The sequence below is a fragment of the Actinomadura rugatobispora genome (assembly GCF_055379765.1).
Map to the genome: position 1 here is coordinate 414,106 of NZ_AP029191.1, position 19,473 is coordinate 433,578.

The 19,473-nt window shown below is 75.3% G+C and carries 16 protein-coding genes and 1 pseudogene; 7 read left to right on the forward strand and 10 right to left on the reverse strand.

Going from position 1 to position 19,473, the window contains the following annotated elements:
* Positions 1-126: 126 nt before the first annotated feature.
* From ACZ466_RS01625 to ACZ466_RS01645, 5 genes and pseudogenes are all read right to left on the reverse strand, one after another.
* Positions 127-1,419, reverse strand: coding sequence for a DNA polymerase (locus ACZ466_RS01625; RefSeq protein WP_464042697.1), 1,293 nt, complete (start codon positions 1,417-1,419; stop codon positions 127-129).
* A gap of 643 nt (positions 1,420-2,062) precedes the next feature.
* Positions 2,063-2,806: pseudogene (locus tag ACZ466_RS01630) on the reverse strand (5'-3' exonuclease); the annotation flags it as partial.
* Positions 2,807-2,849: 43 nt separating this feature from the next.
* Positions 2,850-3,914: a fatty acid desaturase family protein gene (locus tag ACZ466_RS01635; RefSeq protein ID WP_378285457.1), complete on the reverse strand. Its 1,065-nt coding sequence runs from the start codon at positions 3,912-3,914 to the stop codon at positions 2,850-2,852.
* A complete protein-coding gene (locus tag ACZ466_RS01640; protein ID WP_378285458.1) occupies positions 3,911-6,157 on the reverse strand; it encodes an MMPL family transporter in 2,247 nt (748 codons plus the stop codon). The genes ACZ466_RS01635 and ACZ466_RS01640 overlap by 4 nt, the downstream gene beginning before the upstream one ends.
* Positions 6,154-7,383, reverse strand: a complete 1,230-nt coding sequence (locus ACZ466_RS01645) for a hypothetical protein (RefSeq protein WP_378285459.1) — start codon at positions 7,381-7,383, stop codon at positions 6,154-6,156. Before ACZ466_RS01645 ends, ACZ466_RS01640 begins: the two co-directional genes overlap by 4 nt.
* 147 nt (positions 7,384-7,530) lie before the next feature.
* Between ACZ466_RS01645 and ACZ466_RS01650 the strand changes: the two genes are divergently transcribed.
* Positions 7,531-8,718 (forward strand): aminotransferase class I/II-fold pyridoxal phosphate-dependent enzyme, encoded by a 1,188-nt coding sequence (locus ACZ466_RS01650; protein WP_378285460.1) that lies wholly within the window; start codon positions 7,531-7,533, stop codon positions 8,716-8,718.
* 15 nt (positions 8,719-8,733) lie between these two features.
* On the opposite strand, the gene ACZ466_RS01655 is transcribed toward ACZ466_RS01650, so the two are convergent.
* Entirely contained in the window at positions 8,734-9,333 is a 600-nt protein-coding gene (locus ACZ466_RS01655) for a TetR/AcrR family transcriptional regulator (protein ID WP_378285461.1), read from the reverse strand.
* Positions 9,334-9,425: 92 nt separating this feature from the next.
* Here ACZ466_RS01655 and ACZ466_RS01660 point away from each other — a divergent pair, with 92 nt between their 5' ends.
* Together ACZ466_RS01660 and ACZ466_RS01665 are read left to right on the forward strand one after the other, a co-directional pair.
* Positions 9,426-10,961 (forward strand): MFS transporter, encoded by a 1,536-nt coding sequence (locus ACZ466_RS01660; protein ID WP_464042700.1) that lies wholly within the window; start codon positions 9,426-9,428, stop codon positions 10,959-10,961.
* Positions 10,951-11,754 carry an alpha/beta fold hydrolase gene (locus ACZ466_RS01665; RefSeq protein ID WP_378285463.1) on the forward strand — a complete coding sequence of 268 codons (804 nt, stop codon included), beginning with the start codon at positions 10,951-10,953 and terminating at the stop codon, positions 11,752-11,754. Before ACZ466_RS01660 ends, ACZ466_RS01665 begins: the two co-directional genes overlap by 11 nt.
* A 299-nt stretch (positions 11,755-12,053) precedes the next feature.
* On the opposite strand, the gene ACZ466_RS01670 is transcribed toward ACZ466_RS01665, so the two are convergent.
* Entirely contained in the window at positions 12,054-12,848 is a 795-nt protein-coding gene (locus tag ACZ466_RS01670) for an SAM-dependent methyltransferase (RefSeq protein WP_378285464.1), read from the reverse strand.
* A gap of 217 nt (positions 12,849-13,065) precedes the next feature.
* On the opposite strand from ACZ466_RS01670, the gene dacB reads away from it, so the two are divergent.
* The gene (dacB, locus tag ACZ466_RS01675) at positions 13,066-14,640 is read left to right on the forward strand and encodes a D-alanyl-D-alanine carboxypeptidase/D-alanyl-D-alanine endopeptidase (RefSeq protein WP_378285465.1); all 1,575 of its coding nucleotides are present in this window, start codon (positions 13,066-13,068) and stop codon (positions 14,638-14,640) included.
* A gap of 9 nt (positions 14,641-14,649) precedes the next feature.
* Here the strand turns inward: dacB and ACZ466_RS01680 are convergent, their stop codons facing one another.
* Complete coding sequence (locus ACZ466_RS01680) at positions 14,650-15,366, reverse strand: hypothetical protein (RefSeq protein ID WP_378285466.1); 717 nt, start codon at positions 15,364-15,366, stop codon at positions 14,650-14,652.
* 209 nt (positions 15,367-15,575) lie between these two features.
* On the opposite strand from ACZ466_RS01680, the gene ACZ466_RS01685 reads away from it, so the two are divergent.
* The 3 genes from ACZ466_RS01685 to ACZ466_RS01695 are packed head-to-tail and all read left to right on the forward strand — an operon-like array spanning position 15,576 to position 17,917.
* Positions 15,576-16,526, forward strand: coding sequence for an alpha/beta fold hydrolase (locus tag ACZ466_RS01685; protein ID WP_378285467.1), 951 nt, complete (start codon positions 15,576-15,578; stop codon positions 16,524-16,526).
* A 27-nt stretch (positions 16,527-16,553) separates the two neighbouring features.
* Positions 16,554-17,123: a hypothetical protein gene (locus ACZ466_RS01690; protein WP_464042703.1), complete on the forward strand. Its 570-nt coding sequence runs from the start codon at positions 16,554-16,556 to the stop codon at positions 17,121-17,123.
* Positions 17,123-17,917 (forward strand): DUF4097 family beta strand repeat-containing protein, encoded by a 795-nt coding sequence (locus tag ACZ466_RS01695; protein ID WP_378285469.1) that lies wholly within the window; start codon positions 17,123-17,125, stop codon positions 17,915-17,917. Before ACZ466_RS01690 ends, ACZ466_RS01695 begins: the two co-directional genes overlap by 1 nt.
* Here ACZ466_RS01695 and ACZ466_RS01700 read toward each other — a convergent pair.
* Both ACZ466_RS01700 and ACZ466_RS01705 read right to left on the reverse strand, forming a co-directional pair.
* Positions 17,914-18,210, reverse strand: coding sequence for a DUF1905 domain-containing protein (locus tag ACZ466_RS01700; RefSeq protein WP_378285470.1), 297 nt, complete (start codon positions 18,208-18,210; stop codon positions 17,914-17,916). The two genes, ACZ466_RS01695 and ACZ466_RS01700, sit on opposite strands and share 4 nt — an antisense overlap.
* Positions 18,211-18,290: 80 nt before the next feature.
* The gene (locus ACZ466_RS01705) at positions 18,291-19,409 is read right to left on the reverse strand and encodes a TetR/AcrR family transcriptional regulator (protein ID WP_378285471.1); all 1,119 of its coding nucleotides are present in this window, start codon (positions 19,407-19,409) and stop codon (positions 18,291-18,293) included.
* Positions 19,410-19,473 lie beyond the last annotated feature (64 nt).

Below are 19,473 nucleotides of genomic sequence, written 5' to 3' on the forward strand. Positions count from 1 at the left end.
CTGCCTGAGAGCTCCCGCCCCACTGCCGAGAGCTCCCGGCCCGCCGCCGCGCGGTCGGCCTCTTGCGATCGGGCTCGCGCGGCAGGCCGACCGGGCCCGCCACCTCGCCGCCCGGCTTCTCCCCGGTCAGTGGGCGGCGGCGTTCCAGTCGGCGCCGGTGCCGATGGCGACCTCCAGGCCCACGCTGACCGGGTAGGCGGTGGTCATCCGGTCGTGCACCAGTTCGGCCGCGCGGTCGCGCTCGCCGGGGGCCACCTCGAACACGATCTCGTCGTGCACCTGCAGCAGCGGCCGGGTGCGGAGCCCGGCGGCGGCGAGCGCCTCGTCCACCCGCAGCATCGCGATCTTGACGATGTCGGCCGCCGAGCCCTGGATCGGGGCGTTCAGCGCCATCCGCTCCGCGGTCTCGCGGCGCTGCCGGTTCTCGCTGGACAGGTGGGGGAGGTAGCGGCGGCGGCCCAGGACGGTGCGGGTGTAGCCGGTGCGGCGCGCCTCCTCGACCACGTGGTCGAGGTAGTCGCGCACGCCGCCGAACCGCTCGAAGTAGGCGTCCATCAGCGGGCGGGCCTCGGCCACGGCGATGCCGAGCTGCTTGGCCAGGCCGAACGCCGACAGCCCGTAGGCCAGCCCGTACGACATCGCCTTGATCTTGCGACGCATGTCGGGGGTGACGCTGCCGGCGGCGACGCCGAACACCCGCGCGGCCATGGTCGTGTGCAGGTCCTCCCCGGAGGCGAACGCCTCCAGCAGGATGAGGTCCCGCGACAGGTGCGCCATGATCCGCAGCTCCAGCTGGCCGTAGTCGGCGGTCAGGATCGACGCGAAGCCCTCGCCGGGCAGGAACGCCCGGCGGATGAGCCGGCCCTCCCCGGTGCGGATCGGGATGACCTGCAGGTTGGGCTCGGTGGAGGTGAGCCGCCCGGTGGCGGCCACGGTCTGCTGGAAGGTGGTGTGGATCCGGCGGTCCGCGCCGATCTCCCTGATCAGCCCGGCCACCGTCATCCGCAGCCGGGACTGGTCGCGGTGGCGCAGCAGGATCTGCGGGAGCCCGTTGTCGGTCTGGCCGGCCAGCCAGGTCAGCGCGTCCAGGTCGGTGGAGTGACCGGACTTGATCTTCTTGGTGCGGGGCAGCCCGAGCTCCTCGAACAGCACCTGCTGGAGCTGCTTGGTGGACCCGGGGTTGAACGGGTGGCCGGCGATCTGCGCGGCCTCGCCGGCGGCGCGCTCCATCGCGTCGGCGAACCGCCGGTCGAGCTCGTGCAGCAGCGGCTCGTCGACGAAGACGCCGGTGCGTTCCATGCGGGCCAGCAGGGCCGAGAGGGGCAGCTCGACCTCGCGCAGCATCTCGTCCATGCCGGTGCCGGCGAGCTCGTCGCCGAACCGGCCGGCCAGGTCGAGGACGGCGCGGGCTCGCAGCATCAGCCCGGCGGGCCCGTCGGCGGCCGGGCGGCGGCCAAGGTAGCGGGCCGACAGGTCGGCGATGCCGTAGGCGGCGAGCCCGGGCAGGAGGAGGTAGGCGGCCAGGGCGGTGTCGACGGCGACGCCGCCGAGCCGCCAGCCCCCGCGCGTCGAACCCGCGCAGCAGCGCCTTGACGTCGTGCAGCGCCTTGGGGCGCTCCTCGTCGGCGAGCCAGGCGGTGAAGGCGCGCTCGTCGGCGGCGGTCATCCGGGCGGGCTCGAAGGCGGCCGCGTAGCCGTCGCCGGTGGCCAGCGCGATCCGGGTGATCTCGCCTTCGCCCCGCTGCCAGGCGAGGTCGGCGGCGAGCCCGACCGGTGCTCCGGCCGCGCCGGCCCTGGTGCCCAGCCAGCCGGGCAGCTCGCCGGGGCCGAGTTCGCGGCCCCTCAGCGGGCGCGCCGGGGCACCGGCCTCGGCCTCGGCACCGGGGGTGGGGCCCGGGCCGGGCGTGGCCGCGCCGCCGCCGGGGTCGGCGGCGAAGAGCCGCTGCCGGAGGCTGGCGTTGCGGAACTCCAGTTCGTCGAGGAGCGCGGCGAAGGCGGGCAGGTCGTACGGCCTGCGCCCCAGGTCGCCGGGGCCGACGGGCAGGTCGACGTCGCGGACCAGCTCGGTCAGCCGCCGGTTGAGCCGCACCGTGCCGAGCGCGGCGCGCAGCTTCTCGCCCGCCTTGCCGCGCACCTCGCCGGCCCGGTCGAGCAGCTCGGCCAGCGAGCCGAACTCCCTGATCCACCGGGCGGCCGTCTTCTCCCCGATGCCGGGGATGCCGGGCAGGTTGTCGGACGGGTCGCCGCGCAGCGCCGCGAAGTCGGGGTACTGCCGCGGGGTCAGCCCGTACTTCTCCTCGACCAGCTCGGGGGTGTAGCGGATCACGTCGGTGGCCGTCCGGTAGAAGTACAGGACGGTGACGTCCGGGCTGACCAGCTGCAGGGCGTCCCGGTCGCCGGTGCTGACCAGCACCTCGAAGCCGCCGGACTCCGCCGCCGCGGCCAGGGTCGCGATCACGTCGTCGGCCTCGTAGCCCTCGACCCGCAGCGCGGTGATGTTCATGGCCGCGAGCAGCCGGTCGAGGAGGGCGAGCTGGTCGTGGAACTCGGCGGGCGACCGCGCCCGCCCGGCCTTGTACTCGGGGTAGGCCTCGGTGCGGAAGGTCCGCCGGGAGACGTCGAACGCGACCGCGACGTGCGTGGGCCGCTCGTCGCGGAGCACGTTGGCCAGCATGTTGGCGAAGCCGTAGACCACGTTGGTCGGCTGGCCCCCGGTCGTGCTGAAGTTCTCCACGGGCAGCGCGTAGAACGCCCGGTAGGCCAGCGAGTGGCCGTCCAGCAGGAGCAGTCGGGGCCGGTCGGTCATAGATCCATCCTGGCAGGCGCCCCTGACAGAACAGAACGCCTGGTCAGGGGGTGGTGAGGGGTTCGCCGGCCCGCGGCGGGGCGTCCGGGCGGCGTCCGGTGCCGTTCCAGAGGGCGGCGACGGACGCGGGCAGGCCGTCGCTGGCGGTCCGGTGGTAGGCCGAGCCGGGCGGGAGCGCGGCGCTGAGGCGGCGGTGCGCCTCGGGGAGGGCGTGGTACGGCATGCCCGGGAAGAGGTGGTGGAGGGCGTGCAGCCGCAGCCCCAGCGGCGCCCAGAGTTCGGTCAGCAGGGGGCGGCGCGGGTGGTTGATGCTGTCCATCATCTGGTCGACCAGGTCCATCGGCTCCTCGTCGCCGTTCCAGCGGTGGGAGACGAGCGTGCGGACCGCGTTGACCAGCAGCAGGGCGCTGTAGACCGCGTACGCCTGGACGGCGCGTTCCACCGGGATCGCGCCGGTGAGCAGGAGCGCCGCGGCGACGGCGGCCCAGAGCGCGCAGGCCAGTTCCTGGACGAGCCACGCGCGTGCCTGGCGGCGGTCGGCCGGGACGCCGCCCACGTAGTCGAGGTCGATCTTCAGCGTCGTGAAGTGCGTGTACAGGTGGCGGCGCAGCCGCGCGTTGACCAGCGCCACGGGGGTGAGCAGCCCGAACCTGACCGGCGCCAGGAGCGGCAGCACGAAGGAGGAGCCCAGGAACGCCAGCGCCCGGCCCCTCGACAGCCTGTCCAGCGGCCGGTACTCGGGATCGTCGCGGGTGCCGTAGGAGCGCACGCTGTGGTGTTTGACGTGGGCGTCGAACATGAACGCCGGCATCATGAACGGGATCCCCACCAGCAGGTTCCAGCCCCGCCGGAACCGGCGCAGCGCCTGTCTCCCGCGCAGGTGCGCGAGTTCGTGGATGAACGCGGCGCACCGGTAGGCGGCCAGCGTCGAGACCGCGAACAGCAGCGCCCCGGCCGGCGTCGCGTACCCGGCGGGGCGGGCCGCCCAGAACGCCGCGGCGCTCACGGTGAAGGAGGCGGCCAGGTCGGCCCAGTAGACGGCCGGGCGCGGGGTGAACAGGTCGCCCACCAGGGCGTGCGCCCGCCTGACCGAGAACTCTCCGCTCATGAGGGCACCCGCTCTCTCGTCGCGCCGGGTTCCGGGACGCGCGGCGGCGGCACGCGGTACCGCCGGAACGCGCGGCCCCGCGGCCACGGCGTCCACCAGTTGGCGCGGCCCGCGAGCCGCATGACGGCGGGCACCAGCAGGCCGCGGACGAGCGTGGCGTCCAGCAGCACGGCCAGGGCGAGCCCGACCCCGATCATCTTCAGCAGCGCCAGGCCCGAGGTGGCCAGCGCGGCCATCACCACGGCGAAGATCACGGCGGCCGAGGTGAACAGCCGGCCGGTGCGCTCCAGGCCGGTGGCGACGGCCAGGCGGGTGTCGCCGGTCCGGCGGTGCTCCTCGACGATCCGCGACAGCAGGAAGATCTCGTAGTCCATCGACAGCCCGAAGGCGACGCAGAACAGCAGCGCGGGGACCAGCGCGTCGGTGCTGCCGGAGACGGAGAAGCCGCCGACCAGCCAGCGCAGATGGCCCTCCTGGAAGATGTGGACGAGCACGCCGAAGGTCGCGCCCAGGCTCAGCGCGTTCATCAGCAGCGCCTTGGCGCCCAGCACCATGCTCCCGGTCAGCGCGCTGATCAGCAGGAAGGTGGTGAGCGCGATCAGGCCCAGCACGGCGGGCAGGGTGACGGCGATGCCCGCGCGGACGTCGGCCAGCTCGGCGCCCGGCCCGCCGACCAGCGCCCGGCCGGGGGCGGGCAGGCCGCGGACGCGTTCGGCCAGCTCGCCGTTCTCCACCGAGTAGGGCTCGTGGGCGGTGGACACGGCCAGCCAGGTCCCGGGCGCGCCGGGCCGGACGAACCGCGCGGCGGCACCCGGCGGCGCGTCCCCGGCGCGGGCGCCGCGCGCGTACGACCCGGTGGCGGCGTCCACGCGGACGACGCCGGCCACGGACGACAGGCGCCGCGCGTAGCCGTCCAGACGCGCGGCCGCGACGGGATCGTCCGGCGCCACGCGCTCCTCCGGCAGGACCACGGTGGTGGCGGCGACGCTGTCGCGCGCGTCGAAGTCGCGGCGCAGCTGGTTGGCGGCCTGCGCGGCCGGGGCCTCGGGGGGCAGCAGCCGGTCGTCGAAGGTGCCGAACCGGACGTCCAGGAACGGCGAGCCGAGGGCGAGCAGGAGCAGCGCGGTGGGGATCGCCACGCTCAGCGGGCGCCGCATCACGGCCGTGGCGATCCGGAACCAGGGACCGGGCGCGGCGTCTGGACGGGCCGGGCGCCCGGCGCGCCACGGCCCGGGGATCGCCAGTCCGTTGACGCGCTCGCCCAGAAGCACCAGGACGGCGGGCAGCACGACGAGGCTGCCCACGGCGGCCAGCACCGTGACGGCGATGCCGCCGTAGGCGATCGACCGCAGGATCGTGAACGGGAACAGCAGCAGCGCGGCCAGCGACAGGGACACGGTGACGGCCGAGTAGGCCATGGCCCGCCCGGTGGTGCGCATGGTGACGGTGATCGCCGCGCGCGTCCCGAACCCCGCCGCGAGCTCCTCGCGGAAGCGGGTGACGATGAACAGGCTGAAGTCGAGCGCGAGCGCGAAGCCCAGCGCGCTGGCGATGCTCATCGCGAACACCGACACCTCGGTGAACGCGCTGAGCAGCCGCAGCACCGCCATGGTGCCGGTGACGGCGAGCGCCCCGACCAGCAGGGGCAGCACGGCGGCGGTGAGGCCGCCGAAGACCACCAGCAGGATCGCCAGGGTCAGCGGGGCGACGACCAGCTCGGCGCGCCGCAGGTCGCGCTCGCTGCGGTCCTGGGTCTCGGCCCTGACCTGGGCCTTTCCGGTCGCGGTGACGGTCAGCGGGCCGGTGCGGCCGGAGACCCGCGGGACCACGCGCCGGGCGGCGGCGATGCGGCGCATGTCGTCGCCCTGCAGGCGCACCAGGAGCAGCGCGGCGCGCCCGTCCCGGCCGCGCAGGGACGGCGCCCGCGCGTCCCAGTAGGAGATCGCGTGGACGACCCCGGGTGTTCGGGCGAGCCGTGCCGTCAGGCTCCGTCCGGCCTCGGCGGCGCGCGGATCGTCCACCGGGACCTGGGAGCGGGCGACGAGGACCAGGTCCGGATCGCCCGCGTGGAAGTCGCTCTCCAGCAGTTCGCGCGACCGCTCCGACTCCGCCCCGATGGCGGTGGTGCCGCCCGGGGTCAGCCGGTCGTGGACGTCGTGGCCCGCGACCAGCGCCGCCAGGAACCCCGCGGCCGCCAGCCACAGGACCAGACGGGCGCGCCGGAACCGTTCGTCGCCCTTCACAGGTCCCGCCGGTAGATGCGGTAGGTCTTGGCGTGCTCGCATCCGACGGCCCGCATGCTCTGGGCGATCGGCTGGTTGTCCTCCAGCGTCCAGCCCATCTCGATGCTGCCGCCCGTGTAGCCGCCGGCGGCGACCGCCTCCCACAGCCGGGTGTAGAGCAGGGCCTCCAGGCCGCGGCGGCGGTACTCGGCGACGACGCCGAACAGCATCCCGCGCACCCGGTCGACGCGCCGCGCGGCCAGGGCCAGCCGGGCCGCCCCGATCGGGACGCCGAACGTGGCGAGCCTGCCCCGCGCGGCGGGCAGCGCCTGGTTGAGATCGGGCAGCCCGAGGCCGACCGCGACGGGCTCGCCGCCGGCCTCCACCAGCTGCACGAGGCCGGGGTCGACGATCCGCCGCAGGCGCCGCGCCAGCGCGTCGATCTCGGCGTCGGTCATCGGGACGAAGCCCCAGTTGTCCTGCCACGCCGAGTCGTAGACCCGCTTGATGCGGGCCAGCTCGGCGTCGAAGTCGCGCAGGTTCACGGGACGGGCGGAGAGCCCGTTGCGCCGCTGAACGTGCTCGGCGATGCGGACCATCCGCGGGTCGAGCGGGACGCTGTCGCGCTCCCACGTCCACAGGTCCTTGGCCTTCTCCAGACCGCACCGCTCCAGCAGCGCCGGGTAGTGGTCGGGGTTGTAGGGCATCAGGACGCGCGGCGGGGTGCCGAAGCCGTCCACGAGCAGGCCGCACTCGTCGTTCATCGTGAAGCCGACCGGGCCGAGCATCGTGCGCAGGCCGCGCCCGCGCAGCCACTGGGCGGCGGCGTCGAACAGCTCGCCCGCCACGGCGGGGTCGTCGGCGCATTCGAACAGGCCGAAGAAGCCGTCGCGGGCGCGGTGGACCTCGTTGTGGCGCGGGTTGTGGACCGCCGCGATCCGTCCCGCGACGCGTCCCCGCGCCTCGACGGTGAACAGCTCCACCTCGCCGTAGTCGAAGAAGGGGTTGCGGCGGCGGTCGAGCAGGCGCCGGCAGTCGCGGCGGAGCGGCGGCACGAAGGCGGGGTCGCCGGCGTGCAGCCGGTAGGGCAGCTCCACGAACCGGCGCCGGTCCCGCCGGGTGCGGACCGGGCGGGCCGCGGGCGCGTCCACCGTCCGGGCCGCCGGCCGGCCCTCGGGCGGGGCCGGGGGCCGGTCCGCCGTGCCTGGCCGGACGTCGTACGACATGCACACGAGTATGTGCGACATGATCACTCTCCGTCGCGCACCGTCGACCAAAAGTCGATCAATAGAACGCAACCACCAGGAGGGACGCTCGCCCCGCCCCGGCCGCTCGGAGATCATCCAGATTCGGCCGATCACAGTGCGTGGTCACGGGAGAGGGGACGCGGCAACGTGGTGGACGCCTTCGACAAGTGCCATTCCTGGCGCGAGTACGACATCGTCACCGGCATGGGCCTCAATCCGTACTACCACCGGATCGACGAGCGCGCCGGTCCGAACGAGGTCCGCATCGGCGGGCGGCCGATGCTGATGGCGGGCTCCAACGACTATCTGGCCCTCTCCACCGACCCGCGCACGACGGCGGCGGCGGCCGAGGCGCTGGGCCGGTTCGGCACGGGGACGTCGGGCTCGCGGCTGACCAACGGCACGCTCGCGCTGCACGAGGAGCTCGAGGCGGAGCTCGCCGCGTTCCTCGGGCACGAGGCGGCGCTGGTGACCCCGACCGGCTTCCAGGCCAACCTGGCGCTCTGCCCGCTGCTGGGCCCGCGCGACGCGCTGCTGGCCGACCGGTACATCCACGCCTCGCTGATCGACGCGGCCCGGCTCGGGCAGGCCCGGCTGCGCCGGTTCCGCCACAACGACATGGGGCATCTGGGCCGGCTGCTGGAGGCCGCCGACCCCGGGGCCGGGCTCATCATCCTCACCGAGGGCATGTTCTCCACCACCGGTGACCTGTGCGACCTGCCCGGAATCAGCAAGCTCGCCGCGCAGCACGGCGCGCGGGTCGTCCTGGACGGGGCGCACGACATCGGCGTGCTCGGCCCCGGCGGGCGCGGCGCCGCCGAGCACTACGGGCAGGGGTCGGCGGTCGACCTGCACACCCTGACCTTCTCCAAGTGCTTCGGGACGGTCGGCGGCGCGGTGACCGGGCCCGAGCCGGTCATCCGCTACCTGCGGCACCACTCCCGCGCGGCGATCTTCTCGGCGTCGCTGCCCGCGCCGTCCGCCGCCGCGGCGCTGGCCGCGCTGGACATCATCCGCACCGAGCCCGGGCGCCGCCGGCGCGTGCTGGCGACCGCCGAGCGGGTGGGCTCGGAGCTGGCCGCGCTCGGGTTCGCCGCGGGCCGGGACGGCACCCCGACGATCCCGGTGCACGTGGGCGAGACCTTCGCGTGCCTGCGGCTGTGGCGGGAGCTGTTCGAGGAGGGCGTGTTCACCAACGCGATGATCCCTCCAGGGGTGCCGGAGGGGCACGCCCTGATCCGCGTCGCCGTCACGGCGAGCCACACCGGCGCGCAGGTGGAGCGGATCCTGGACGCCTTCGCCGCCGCGGGCCGCCGACTGAACCTGATCGGCTGACCCCCGGGCGCCGGTTCAGCCGGGCGGATCCGCCGGTTCGCCTCCGCGTGTCCAGGCGTCGGCGAGCGCGACGAGGTCGTCCAGGGCCTCCTCCACGCGTTCGCGGTCGCCGGTGGTGAGGTAGTCGATCTGCAGCCCGGCGTAGGCGGCGTTGAGGAGGGTGGCGTTCCGGCGGGCCACCTCCTCGGGGACGCCGTGGTCGCGCAGCGCCTCGGCCACGAACCCTGCGCGGTCGCCCAGCATCGTGGGCACGTACGGCCCGCTGAGCCGCCCGGCGGCCGACAGCCCCTCGATCTCGTGCAGCAGCCGGGTCAGCGGCAGGTCCTCGGCGAGGTGCCACTCCCAGGAGGCCCGGATCACCGCGCCCAGGCCGCGGCCCTCGTCCCATCCGGGCAGCGCGCGCAGCCTGCCCTTCTGCCTCCGGTCGATGTGGGCGAGGACGGCGGTGATGAGGTCGTCCTTGGTCGAGAAGTGGTGGGTGAGCACGTAGGTGCTGTGCCCGAGGGCCTTGGCGAGAGGGCGCAGGGACAGCTGGGCGATGCCGTTCTCGGCGAGGTAGTCGACGATCGCGTCGAGCAGCTCGGTGCGCCGCGCGGGGTCCGCGGGCCTGGCCATGGCGGCCCTCCTCACGGTCGTCGGGACGGGCCCACCCTAAGAACATGACGACCGTTATGCAAATCGCAAAACAGTCGTTATGGTAATCCGCCATGCCCTCCCCCGACCTTTCCGCGGGCCATCCGCGCCGCCGCGCGATCCTGGCCGCGCTCTGCGCCGCGCTGCTGGTCATGAGCGTCAGCGTGATGGCGGTGACCGTGGCGCTGCCCGCCATCGCCCGCGACCTGCGCGCCACCACCGGCCAGCTGCAGTGGATCACCGAGTCCACCGTGCTGGCGCTGGCGTCGCTGCTGATGGCGATGGGCGCGCTGGCCGACCGGTACGGGCGCCGCCGGATCCTGCTCGGCGGGCTGGCGGTGTTCGCCGCGGCCTCGCTGCTGGCCGCCCTCTCCCGGTCGCCGGGCCAGCTCGTCGCCGCCCGCGCGCTGCTCGGCGCGGGCAACGCGATGATCATGCCGGCCACGCTGTCGATCGTGCGGGAGGTGTTCCCGCGCGACGCGCTGCCCCGGGCCATGGCCGCGTGGGCGGGGGTGGCGAGCCTCGGCGTGGTGCTGGGCCCGCTGACCGGCGGGCTGCTGGTCGAGCACGCCGGGTGGCGCTCGCTGTTCCTGGCCAACGTCGCGGCCGTGGCGGGCGCCGCCACCGCCGTCGCGCTCGTCGTCCCCGCCTCCCGGGCCGGGGCGCCGCGCCCGCTGGACGTTCCCGGCACGCTGCTGCTCTCCGGCGGCTTCGTGGCCCTGGTCTACGCCGTCATCGAGGCGCCGGGGCACGGGCCGCCCGCCGCCGTCCCGCCCCCGGCCGCCGGTATCGCGGGCGCGGCGCTGCTCGCCGGGTTCGCGCTGCGGCGGCGGACCGCCGCGCAGCCGCTGCTGGAACGGCCCCCGGCCGGCGAGCGCGCGGCACCACCGGCCTGGACCGCCCTGACCGCCGCCGCCACCGGGTTCTTCTGCCTGATGGGCACGCTGTTCCTGGTCACGCAGTACTTCCAGGACGTGCGCGGCCACTCGCCGTCCGCGACCGCGCTGCTGCTCCTGCCGCTCGCCGGCGGGCAGCTCGGCATGGTCCCGCTCACCCCGCGCCTGGCCGCCCGGTTCGGCCTCCGCCGGACGATGGCGGGCGGCCTGGCCGTCACCGCCCTCGGCCTCGCGCTGGCGTCCGCCGCCGCGCGCTCCGGCCAGGATGGGCCGCTGCTGGTGGCGCTCGCCCTGCTCGCGGCGGGCAACGCCGCGACCGTCACCACGGCGAGCACCGCCGTCATGGCCGCGGCTGCCGGGGACCGCGCCGGCTCCGCCGCCGCGCTGAACGAGACCGCCTTCAAACTCGGCGGCAGCCTTGGCGTCGCCGTCCTCGGCAGCGTCCTGGCCGGGCATCTGGCCCGCCGCCTGGAGCCGGTGACACGCGCGCTGCCGCCCGGCGCGCACGCCTCCCCCAGCGAGTCGATCTCGGGCGTCACGGCGGCGGCGCGGGCACTGGGCGGGCCCGCCGGCGAACGGCTCGCCGCCACCGCGCGCGAGGCGTTCACCGAGGGGTTCGGCCGTGCCGCGCTGGTCGCCGCCGCCGTCGCGCTCGCCGCCGCCGCCATCACCGCGATCCCACCCGGGAAAGGAAGGAACGACGATGACCGTTGAATCCCACGCCGATGTGCGCGGGCTGCGCCTGGCCTACATCGACTTCGGCGGGACGGGGACGCCCGTCCTGGCCCTGCACGGCCACTTCGGGCGGGCCCGGATGTTCGCGCCGCTGGCCGCCGCGCTCGCCCCCGCCCACCGCGTCATCGCGCTCGAGTTGCGCGGGCACGGGCACAGCAACCACGCCGACGGCTACGCTCCCGACGACTATTTGGAGGACGTCGCCGCGTTCGTCCGCGGGCTCGGCCTGGGCCCGGTTGTCGTCGTCGGGCACTCCATGGGCGGCGTCCTCGGCTTCCGGCTCGCGGCACGCCACCCCGCTCTCGTCCGGGCCCTGGTGAACGAGGAGGGCGGCGCGCTCAACCGGCGCCCCGAGATCCCCCACCCGGTCCTGGACGTCCGCCCCTGGCCCCGCCGCGCCCCCACCCTGGACGAGCTGCGCCGCCAGGTCGAGGCCCACGGCATCCCCGACGCGGGCTACTTCCTGGAGAGCGCCGTCGAACGCGACGACGGCTGGGGGTTCCTGTTCGACCACGACGCCATGGTGGAGTCGCAGGAGGCGCTGGTCGGCGACTGGTGGCCCGACTGGCTCGGCTCCACCTGCCCCGCCCTGCTCGTGCACGGGCCCGACAGCTTCGTGCTGCCCACGTCGATGGTCCGGGAGATGGCCGGGCGGCGGCCCGGCACCGTCCTGCGCGAGCTTCCCGGCTGCGGGCACTGGCCGCACGACGACGACCCGGTGGCGTTCGCCGGCGCCGTCCGCGAGTTCCTCGGCACGCTCGCCACGCCGTAGCCGCACGACGGGGCCCGCGTTTGCGCGTCGGCGGCGAGGGCATGCGCGGCCAATGGACTTTCGGAGACGACCGGTGACCGACAGCACGCTCGCCCTCCTGAGCGAGGGGTACTCCTGGCTGCCCGACCGGTGGCGCGACGCCGAGGGCCCGCTCGTCCGCACCCGGCTGATGGGACGGCACGCGGTCGCGTCGTGCTGTTCGACGAGGCGGCCGAGGTGCTCACGCGGGGCGTCTGCCGGTGGGCCGGCCTGCCGCTGGACGCCGCGCACGCCCGCCGCTGAGGCCGCCGGCGCGGGCGTCAGGGCTTGCGGGCGACGCCTCCGGCCACGTCCACCTCGACCCGAGGGAACGGCGAGGGGTCGGGCCGCCACCGGGACACCTCCACCACACCGGGGGACAGGAGTTCCAGGCCCTCGAAGAGCCCGGCGATCTGCTCCAGCGGGCGCGGATGGTAGGGCAGCGTGCCGCTCTCCTCGTAGAGGCGCTCGGCCTCCTTGACCCCCGCGCTGGTGTCGGTGAAGTCGTAGATCGCCAGATGGCTGCCGGAGGGGAGCCCCGCCATCAGCTCCGGGACGATCGCCCGCGCGGTGCCGTAGTCGATGTGCCCGAGGATGCCCATCAGCATCAGCGCGGTGGGGCGGCCGAGGTCGAGCGTCCGCCCGGCCTCGCGCAGGATCGTGCGGGGGTCGTGCAGGTCGGCGTCGACGTAGACGGTGGCGCCCTCGGGCGAGCTGGTCAGCAGGGCGCGGGCGTGCGCCAGCACCAGGGGGTCGTTGTCGACGTAGACGATCTTGCAGTCGGCCGCCTCGCGCTGCGCGATCTCATGGGTGTTGTCGACGGTGGGCAGGCCGGTGCCGACGTCCAGGAACTGCCGGATACCGGCGCCGCCCACCAGATGGCGGACGACGCGGGCGATGAAGTGGCGGGCGGCGCGAGCCGCGTCGGGCATCTCCGGGTAGACGCGCAGGACCTCGTCGCCGGCGGCGCGGTCGACGGCGTAGTTGTTCCGGCCGCCGAGCCAGTAGTTCCAGATGCGGGCCGACTGAGGGACGGTGGCGTCGATGTCCGCCCGCGGCTCGTCGTCGCTGGTCACGGTGACCTCCAGCAGGGGAGCGAGGGGGTCGGGCGCGCGTGGGGGGACGCGCCCGTGGCCCGGCGCCGCGGCCGGGCCGCACCAGATTTCCACACCAACCTTGCCAGGGCGCGGGGATCGGGCAGGGTCCGGGCGAAGTGAGAAAGCCGTAACGAGGCGCGGACTCTTCGCGTCTCCTCCCTCCCCGGGGCAACACACGCCTCTACAGTCTTGGGCCATGATGCTGCGTCGTTCGGCGGGCGGTGCGCTCGCGACCCTGGTGGCCTCGGCGGTGGTCGCGGTGACCGCGTTCGCCTCCAGCGCCGATTCCACAGTGGCCGAGCCCACCGCCGCGCGGGCGGGCGATCTGAAGGCGGACCTGGACGCCATCCTGGCCGACGAGCGGCTCAAGGGCGCCGGCGTCGGCGCCCTGGTGCGGGACGTGCGGACCGGCGAGGTCCGGTACGAGCGGGACGCCGCGGCGCCGCTGATGCCCGCGTCCAACCAGAAGCTCCACACCTCCGCCGCGGCGCTCGCGCTGCTGGGGCCGGGCTACCGGTTCCGCACCGGGGTGTACGCGTCCAAGAAGGCCGGTTCCACGATCAAGGGGGACCTCTACCTCAAGGGCACCGGCGACGCCACCATGCGCGCCGCCGACTACGACCGGCTGGCCGCCCGCGTCGCCGGACGCGGCGTGACCCGGGTCACCGGCGACCTCGTCGCCGACGACGCCTGGTTCGACTCCCAGCGCACCGCGCCCGGCTGGGAGCCCGGGGACTTCCCCTACGCCTACGCCGCCCAGATCTCCGCGCTGACCATCTCGCCCGACGACCGCTTCAACGCCGGCTCGGTCAAGGTGACGGTCGCGCCGGGCGCCGCGGGCAGGCCGGTCACGGTGGCGCTGGACCCGCCCACCGGCGTGGTGAAGGTGGACAACCGGGCCACGACCGGCGCCGCGGGCTCCCCCTCCACGCTGACGGTCGACCGCCCCGCCGGGGCCAACACCATCGTGGTGACCGGCTCGCACCCGAGCGGCGGCGCTCCCGCCGAGCTGCTGCGCACGGTCGAGGAGCCCGCCCTGTACGCGGCCGACGTGTTCCGCGACGCGCTGCGCAGGCACGGCGTCAGCGTCGCGGGCACGACCTCGCGCGGTCGGACGCCGCGCGGCGCCGCCGCGCTGGCCGCCCGCGACTCGATGCCGCTCTCGCAGCTGACGGCCCCGTTCCTCAAGCTGAGCAACAACGTCATCGCCGAGATCCTGGTGAAGGCGATCGGCCGCAAGGCCAAGGGCGAGGGAAGCTGGCGGGCCGGGCTCCCGGTCATCGAGAAGTACCTGGCCGGCCAGGGCGTCTCCCCCGCGCGGACGGACTTGACCGACGGCTCCGGCCTCTCCCGCTCCAACCGGACCACGCCCCGCGACATCGCCGCCCTCCTGGCGAACGCGCGGTCCAAGGACTGGTTCCCCGCCTGGCACCGGGCGCTGCCGGTCGCGGGCGACCCGGATCCGATGGTCGGCGGAACGCTGGCCAAGCGGATGGCGGGCACCCCGGCGGCCGGCAACGTGCGCGCCAAGACCGGAACGCTGACGGGCGTGACGGCGCTGTCGGGCTACGTGCGCGACCCGTCGGGACGGCGGCTGATCTTCTCGCTCGTGCTCAACGGCTACTCGGGCGGTGCCGCGCCCAAGGACATCGAGGACAGGTTCGCCGTCCGGCTGGCGGGCGGGCCCGAGGCCGCCGAGCGGACCGTCACCCCGCGCCGGGCGCCGTCGAGCGGTCCCGAACTCGAATGCTCCTGGACGATGACCTGCTGACCGCGGGCGTCAGCCCTCGCCGGTGAGCTCTTCCATGCGGTCGAGCACGTGCAGGTAGGAGGGCGCCTCGATGAGGACCTCGTCCTCCTCCTCGTCGGCGGCGCCCTCCCCCTCCGGATCCGGGACGACGCGGATGCCCCGGGCGAAGGCGTCCACGTCCGGGACGGCCTCGCGCAGGCGGGCGGCGTCGGGCGACAGCAGGAACAGGCTCACGTCGGTGTCGTCCTCCACCCGCCAGGCGTAGCTCAGCACGGTGGCGGACGCCTCCTCCGCGTCGGCCGACGGCCGCAGCGTCGCGGGCCGCGACATGGCCCGGAGCCCCGCGCCCAGGTGTTCGGTGGGGAACTCCGCAACCTCCGGCGGCCCGTCCGTGCCGGGGAGGTCTGCGCCGGTGTAGAAGCGCAGCGCGTCGTCGCGTTCGCCCTGGGCGCGCCACACGCTCACGGACGCGGCCAGCGGCTCCATCCGCGGGTCGGGCATGTGCAGGTAGGCCATGTGGCTCCACGCCCGCCCGGCCATGAAGGAGCGGTAGTTCAGCAGGAGCGTGACCAGGTTCTTGACGTCCCTGCGGCGGTGGCGCAGCCCGGAGTCGTCCCAGACGGCCTGCGCCTGGTCCATCGCCCAGGACAGGTCGTCCGGCCACAGGTCCGGGGGGATCTCGCGGGGCAGCAGCAGCCAGACGCCGAAGTCGCAGTCGACCTCGGCCCAGCGCGTGCTCATCGACATCGACCAGATCATCACGTTCCTTCGGGTTGTCGCCAATGCCCGGATGGACGGAACCGCTCATGCTAGTGGCGCGCAGGGAGCGACGGTCTCCGCGCGAGCCTTCCGCTGGGCGGAAGGCGGCCGGGCCGGAGGGCCGCCGTCATGGGAGGTTCGCGTGGATGCCCGGCCGCGGACGCGCCGCCGGGCGCGGGCCGGGCGGAGGAGCGCGCGTGATCAAGGATGTGGCGTACGCGGAGGCGGATCCCGCGGGCGGCCGCGGCCACCTGCTGGACCTCTATCTCCCGGAGGAGCGGGCCGTTCCCGGGGCGCCGCGGCCCCTGGTGATCTGGTCGTCGGGGTCGGCGTGGCTGAGCGACGACGGCAAGGCCGGGGCGGAGGAGGCCGCCCGCCACTTCACCGCGGCCGGGTTCGCGGTCGCCGGGGTCAGCGTCCGCTCCAGCTCGCAGGCGCGGTTCCCGGCGCAGCTGCACGACGTGAAGGCGGCCGTCCGCTTCCTGCGCGCGGGCGCGGACCGCTTCGGCCTCGACCCGGAGCGCTTCGCCATCATGGGGAACTCCTCGGGCGGCTGGGTCGCGGCGATGGCGGCCGTCACCTCCGGCATGCCCGAACTGGAGGGCGAGGTCGGGGTGCGAGGCCCCTCCAGCCGCGTCCAGGCCGCGGTCGACTTCTACGGCCCCACCGACTTCCTCCGCATGGACGAGCACATGCCGCCCGGCGCACGCGAGCGGTTCAACGCCATGATGCGCACCACCGACGGCCACAACGACCCACGCTCGCCGGAGTCGCGGCTGGTCGGCGCTCCCGTCCAGGAGCACCCGGACGAGGTGCGGCGCGCCGATCCGACCCGGTACGCGGCGCGCGGCACGCCCCCGCTACTGCTCCTGCACGGGCAGGCCGACCCGCTCGTGCCGGAGAACCAGAGCGCCCTGCTGTTCGAGGCGGTCAGGAGGGCGGGCGGGCGCGCCACGTTCCACTCCCTCCCCGGGGTCGGGCACGAGCACCCCTACGTCACCGACCCGGCGCGGGCCGCGGGGCAGACCGTCCGGTGGACCGAGGACGGCCGGGACGGGGTCGTCGCGGACGCGCCCCCGCCGACCTGGGAGACCATCGAGCGGTTCGTGCGGAAGGCGCTGCGCCTCCCCGAGCCCGCGACGCGCTGACCCGGGGGTTGACGCCATAATGACGTCATGGATCTCACGCCGTATGTCGACCATCTGCGCCGGGAGCTCGAGACCGCCGCGGCGGCCGGGGGGCAGGACGTCCGCGACCTCGCCGGGCGGCTGACCGCGACGCTGGAGTCGGCGGCCCGGCTGGCGCTGCTCAAGGCGCTGTCCGACGCCACGGACGAGATCACCCGGGAGCTGGCGCCCGGCTCGGTCGAGGTCCGGCTGCGCGGGCTCGACCCCGGCTTCGTCGTGACGCCACCGCCGGCCGGCCCGGCGGCCGGCGGCGAGGACGCCGCCGGCGCGGCCGCCGAGCCGCCCCCGGCCGCCGCTCCCCCACCCGCCCCGGAGGCCGACGACGGCGGCACCTCGCGCATCACCCTGCGCGTCCCCGACCATCTCAAGCCGCGGATCGAGGAGGCGGCGGGCCGGGAGGGGCTGTCGGTGAACGCCTGGCTCGTCCGGGCGGTCACCGCCGCGCTCGAACCGGCGGGCCGGGACCGCGACCGGCGCCGCCCGCCCGGCACCGGCTCGGGCTCGGGCCACACGAGCGGCCCCCTCGGCGGGCAGCGCTACACCGGCTGGGTGCGCTAGTGCCGGTCTTCGCCACCCCCGCGCCGATCCTCGCCTCCGTCCAGCTCACGGCCGGTGACGTCATCATCGAGGCCGGCGACCGCGCCGACACGGTCGTCGAGGTGCGCCCCTCCGACGGGGGCCGCGACACCGACGTGGACGCCGCCGCGCAGACCCGGGTCGAGTTCACCGGCGGCGCGCTGTCGATCCGCTCCCCCAAGACACGGGCCTGGCGGTTCTTCGGGACGGGCGGGTCGGTCGACGTCACCGTCCGGCTCCCGTCCGGCTCGCGCGTCGACATCAGGGCCGGGATGGCGGACCTGCGCTGCCAGGGCCGCCTCGGCGCGTCCAGGCTCGACACCTCCTCCGGCCACATCACGGCCGACGCGCTGGGCGGCCCGTCCGAGGTGACCACCGCCAACGGCGACGTCCGGATCGGCGAGATCGACGGGACGGCGGTGGTCAAGTCGTCCAACGGCGGGGTCACGGTCGGCACGGCCGGCGGCGACCTGCGGCTCCAGACCGCCTACGGCGACTTCTCCGTCGACCGCGCCCTGGCGGGCCTCTCCGCCAGGACCGCCTACGGCCGGATCAGGATCGGGGAGGTGGTCCGCGGGTCGATCCTGCTGGAGACCGCCGGCGGCGATCTGGAGGTCGGCGTCCGCGAGGGCACCGCGGCCTGGGTGGACGCGGTGTCGGCGTACGGCAGGGTGACCTCGCGCCTGGAGGCCGCCGAAGGCCCGGGCGGGTCGGAGGAGACCGTCGAGATCCGGGCCCGCACCTCCTACGGCGACATCCGCATCCACCGCGCCTAGCTCAGCCGTTCCAAGAGGTGGACGGTGACGGTGTCACCGGTGCCCTTGCCGATCGCCCGGCGCACGTCGGCCTTGACCGGCAGCTTGTGCGTGCCGTCGCCCAGCGCCATGAACGAACTCCGGAACGGATGCCCGTCGATGGTCCCGCGGACCTTGACCAGCCCCCGCGTCCCGAAGTACTCGGCGGACCCGGGCATCACGACGTAGGTCCAGCCGCCCTCGTTCGGGCTGGTGACCAAGGTCGCGGTGAATCGCTTGTCCAGCTCGGTGCCGCTGGTCTCCTGCCGTCCCATGGCCTGCCTCTTCTCCCGCTCGGGTGGAACGATGTCACAGGGGTGGACCGGACGGGCCGGCGAAACTCATCGCGGGCGGGTCAGCGGCTTTCCCGGCCGGCCGCGGTCCTGTCGGCGGCCTCGCGGCCCCAGGTCGCGGCGGCGTGGCAGGCGCCGAAGCCCTCGGCGCGGGCGACGATCCGGCCCGACTCGATCCGCACCGCGGTCTCGGTGGCGTCGCTGACGGCCGTCACCCCGGCCGCGGCCGCCGTCGCGCCCGTCTCGTCCACGACGATCCGCAGGCGCGGCCACGCCTCCTCCGGCACGGCCTGGCGCAGGCACACCCGCATTTCGGCCAGGACGAGCCGGACCAGCGGTGCCAGCTCGTCCGGGGCGCCGGTGACCAGGACGGCGGTGACCTCGGCCCCCGGCGGCGCGGCCCGCACGGCCTCCTCGGCGGCGGCCAGCCGGTGCAGGCCCAGCACCGCGACCACCCCGTCGCCGGTGAACGGCACCGGATCGCCGCGGAAGGCGTCGGTCGCGGGCGGCGGCGGTGACCACGGGTCGGCGGCCGGGCGGGTTCTGGCGACGATCGGCGGCACCGGCCAGCGGTCGTCGGTCTCCAGGTCGGCGAGCCGCCGGCAGGCGCCGACGATGTCGAACGGCTCGACGAAGCCGGGCGCGGCCGCGGCCAGCTGGGCGGCGCCCTGCAGGGTGGTGAGCGCGGTCTCGGCCGTCCGCACCATCCTGCCGCCGGGGAGGTGCTGCGGGACGGGCGGCCCAAGGCGTTCCAGGCAGAGCCCGAGCAGGACGGCCTCCAGCTTCATCAGCTGCGCGAACGGCTTGCGGAGCCGCTCGTCTGCGATGATCTCGGGGAGCACGTCCATGCCGAGCCGGGCCGCGCCGTGGCGCTGGTCGGTGGCCAGCGGCAGCCGGGCGACCCAGGCCCGGGCGAACGCGGCGAGCGCGTCGCCGGCCGTGCCGCCGGGGCCGGGCGGCGGCGCGGGCTCGCGGTCGGCGAGGTCGGCCAGCACGGCGAAGTACAGCGCCCGCTTGCCGGGGAAGTTGGAGTAGACCGCGCCCCGGGTGAGCTCGGCCCGCTCCGCGATGGCGTCGATCTTGGCGTCGCGGTAGCCGCGCTCGGCGAACTCCTCCCGGGCCGCCTCCAGGACGCGCGCCCGGTTGCGGCGCTGCGTCTCCGCCCTCGTGAGCCGGGCCATCGGCCTCCCCGTTCCGCTCGCGTTGCCGTCCGTCCGCAAGCAAGATACCGTCGGCATTCAGATG

What these genes read in the sequence shown, in the direction of transcription:
- ACZ466_RS01680 (WP_378285466.1), bottom strand. Translation starts at nt 15,366, where the DNA reads ATGTCGATGAGCACGCGCTGGGCCGAGGTCGACTGCGACTTCGGCGTC.
- ACZ466_RS01655 (WP_378285461.1), bottom strand. Translation starts at nt 9,333, where the DNA reads ATGGCCAGGCCCGCGGACCCCGCGCGGCGCACCGAGCTGCTCGACGCG.
- ACZ466_RS01635 (WP_378285457.1), bottom strand. Translation starts at nt 3,914, where the DNA reads ATGAGCGGAGAGTTCTCGGTCAGGCGGGCGCACGCCCTGGTGGGCGAC.
- dacB (WP_378285465.1), top strand. Translation starts at nt 13,066, where the DNA reads ATGATGCTGCGTCGTTCGGCGGGCGGTGCGCTCGCGACCCTGGTGGCC.
- ACZ466_RS01700 (WP_378285470.1), bottom strand. Translation starts at nt 18,210, where the DNA reads ATGGGACGGCAGGAGACCAGCGGCACCGAGCTGGACAAGCGATTCACC.
- ACZ466_RS01665 (WP_378285463.1), top strand. Translation starts at nt 10,951, where the DNA reads ATGACCGTTGAATCCCACGCCGATGTGCGCGGGCTGCGCCTGGCCTAC.
- ACZ466_RS01645 (WP_378285459.1), bottom strand. Translation starts at nt 7,383, where the DNA reads ATGTCGCACATACTCGTGTGCATGTCGTACGACGTCCGGCCAGGCACG.
- ACZ466_RS01625 (WP_464042697.1), bottom strand. Translation starts at nt 1,419, where the DNA reads ATGCTGCGAGCCCGCGCCGTCCTCGACCTGGCCGGCCGGTTCGGCGAC.
- ACZ466_RS01705 (WP_378285471.1), bottom strand. Translation starts at nt 19,409, where the DNA reads ATGGCCCGGCTCACGAGGGCGGAGACGCAGCGCCGCAACCGGGCGCGC.
- ACZ466_RS01660 (WP_464042700.1), top strand. Translation starts at nt 9,426, where the DNA reads ATGCCCTCCCCCGACCTTTCCGCGGGCCATCCGCGCCGCCGCGCGATC.
- ACZ466_RS01690 (WP_464042703.1), top strand. Translation starts at nt 16,554, where the DNA reads ATGGATCTCACGCCGTATGTCGACCATCTGCGCCGGGAGCTCGAGACC.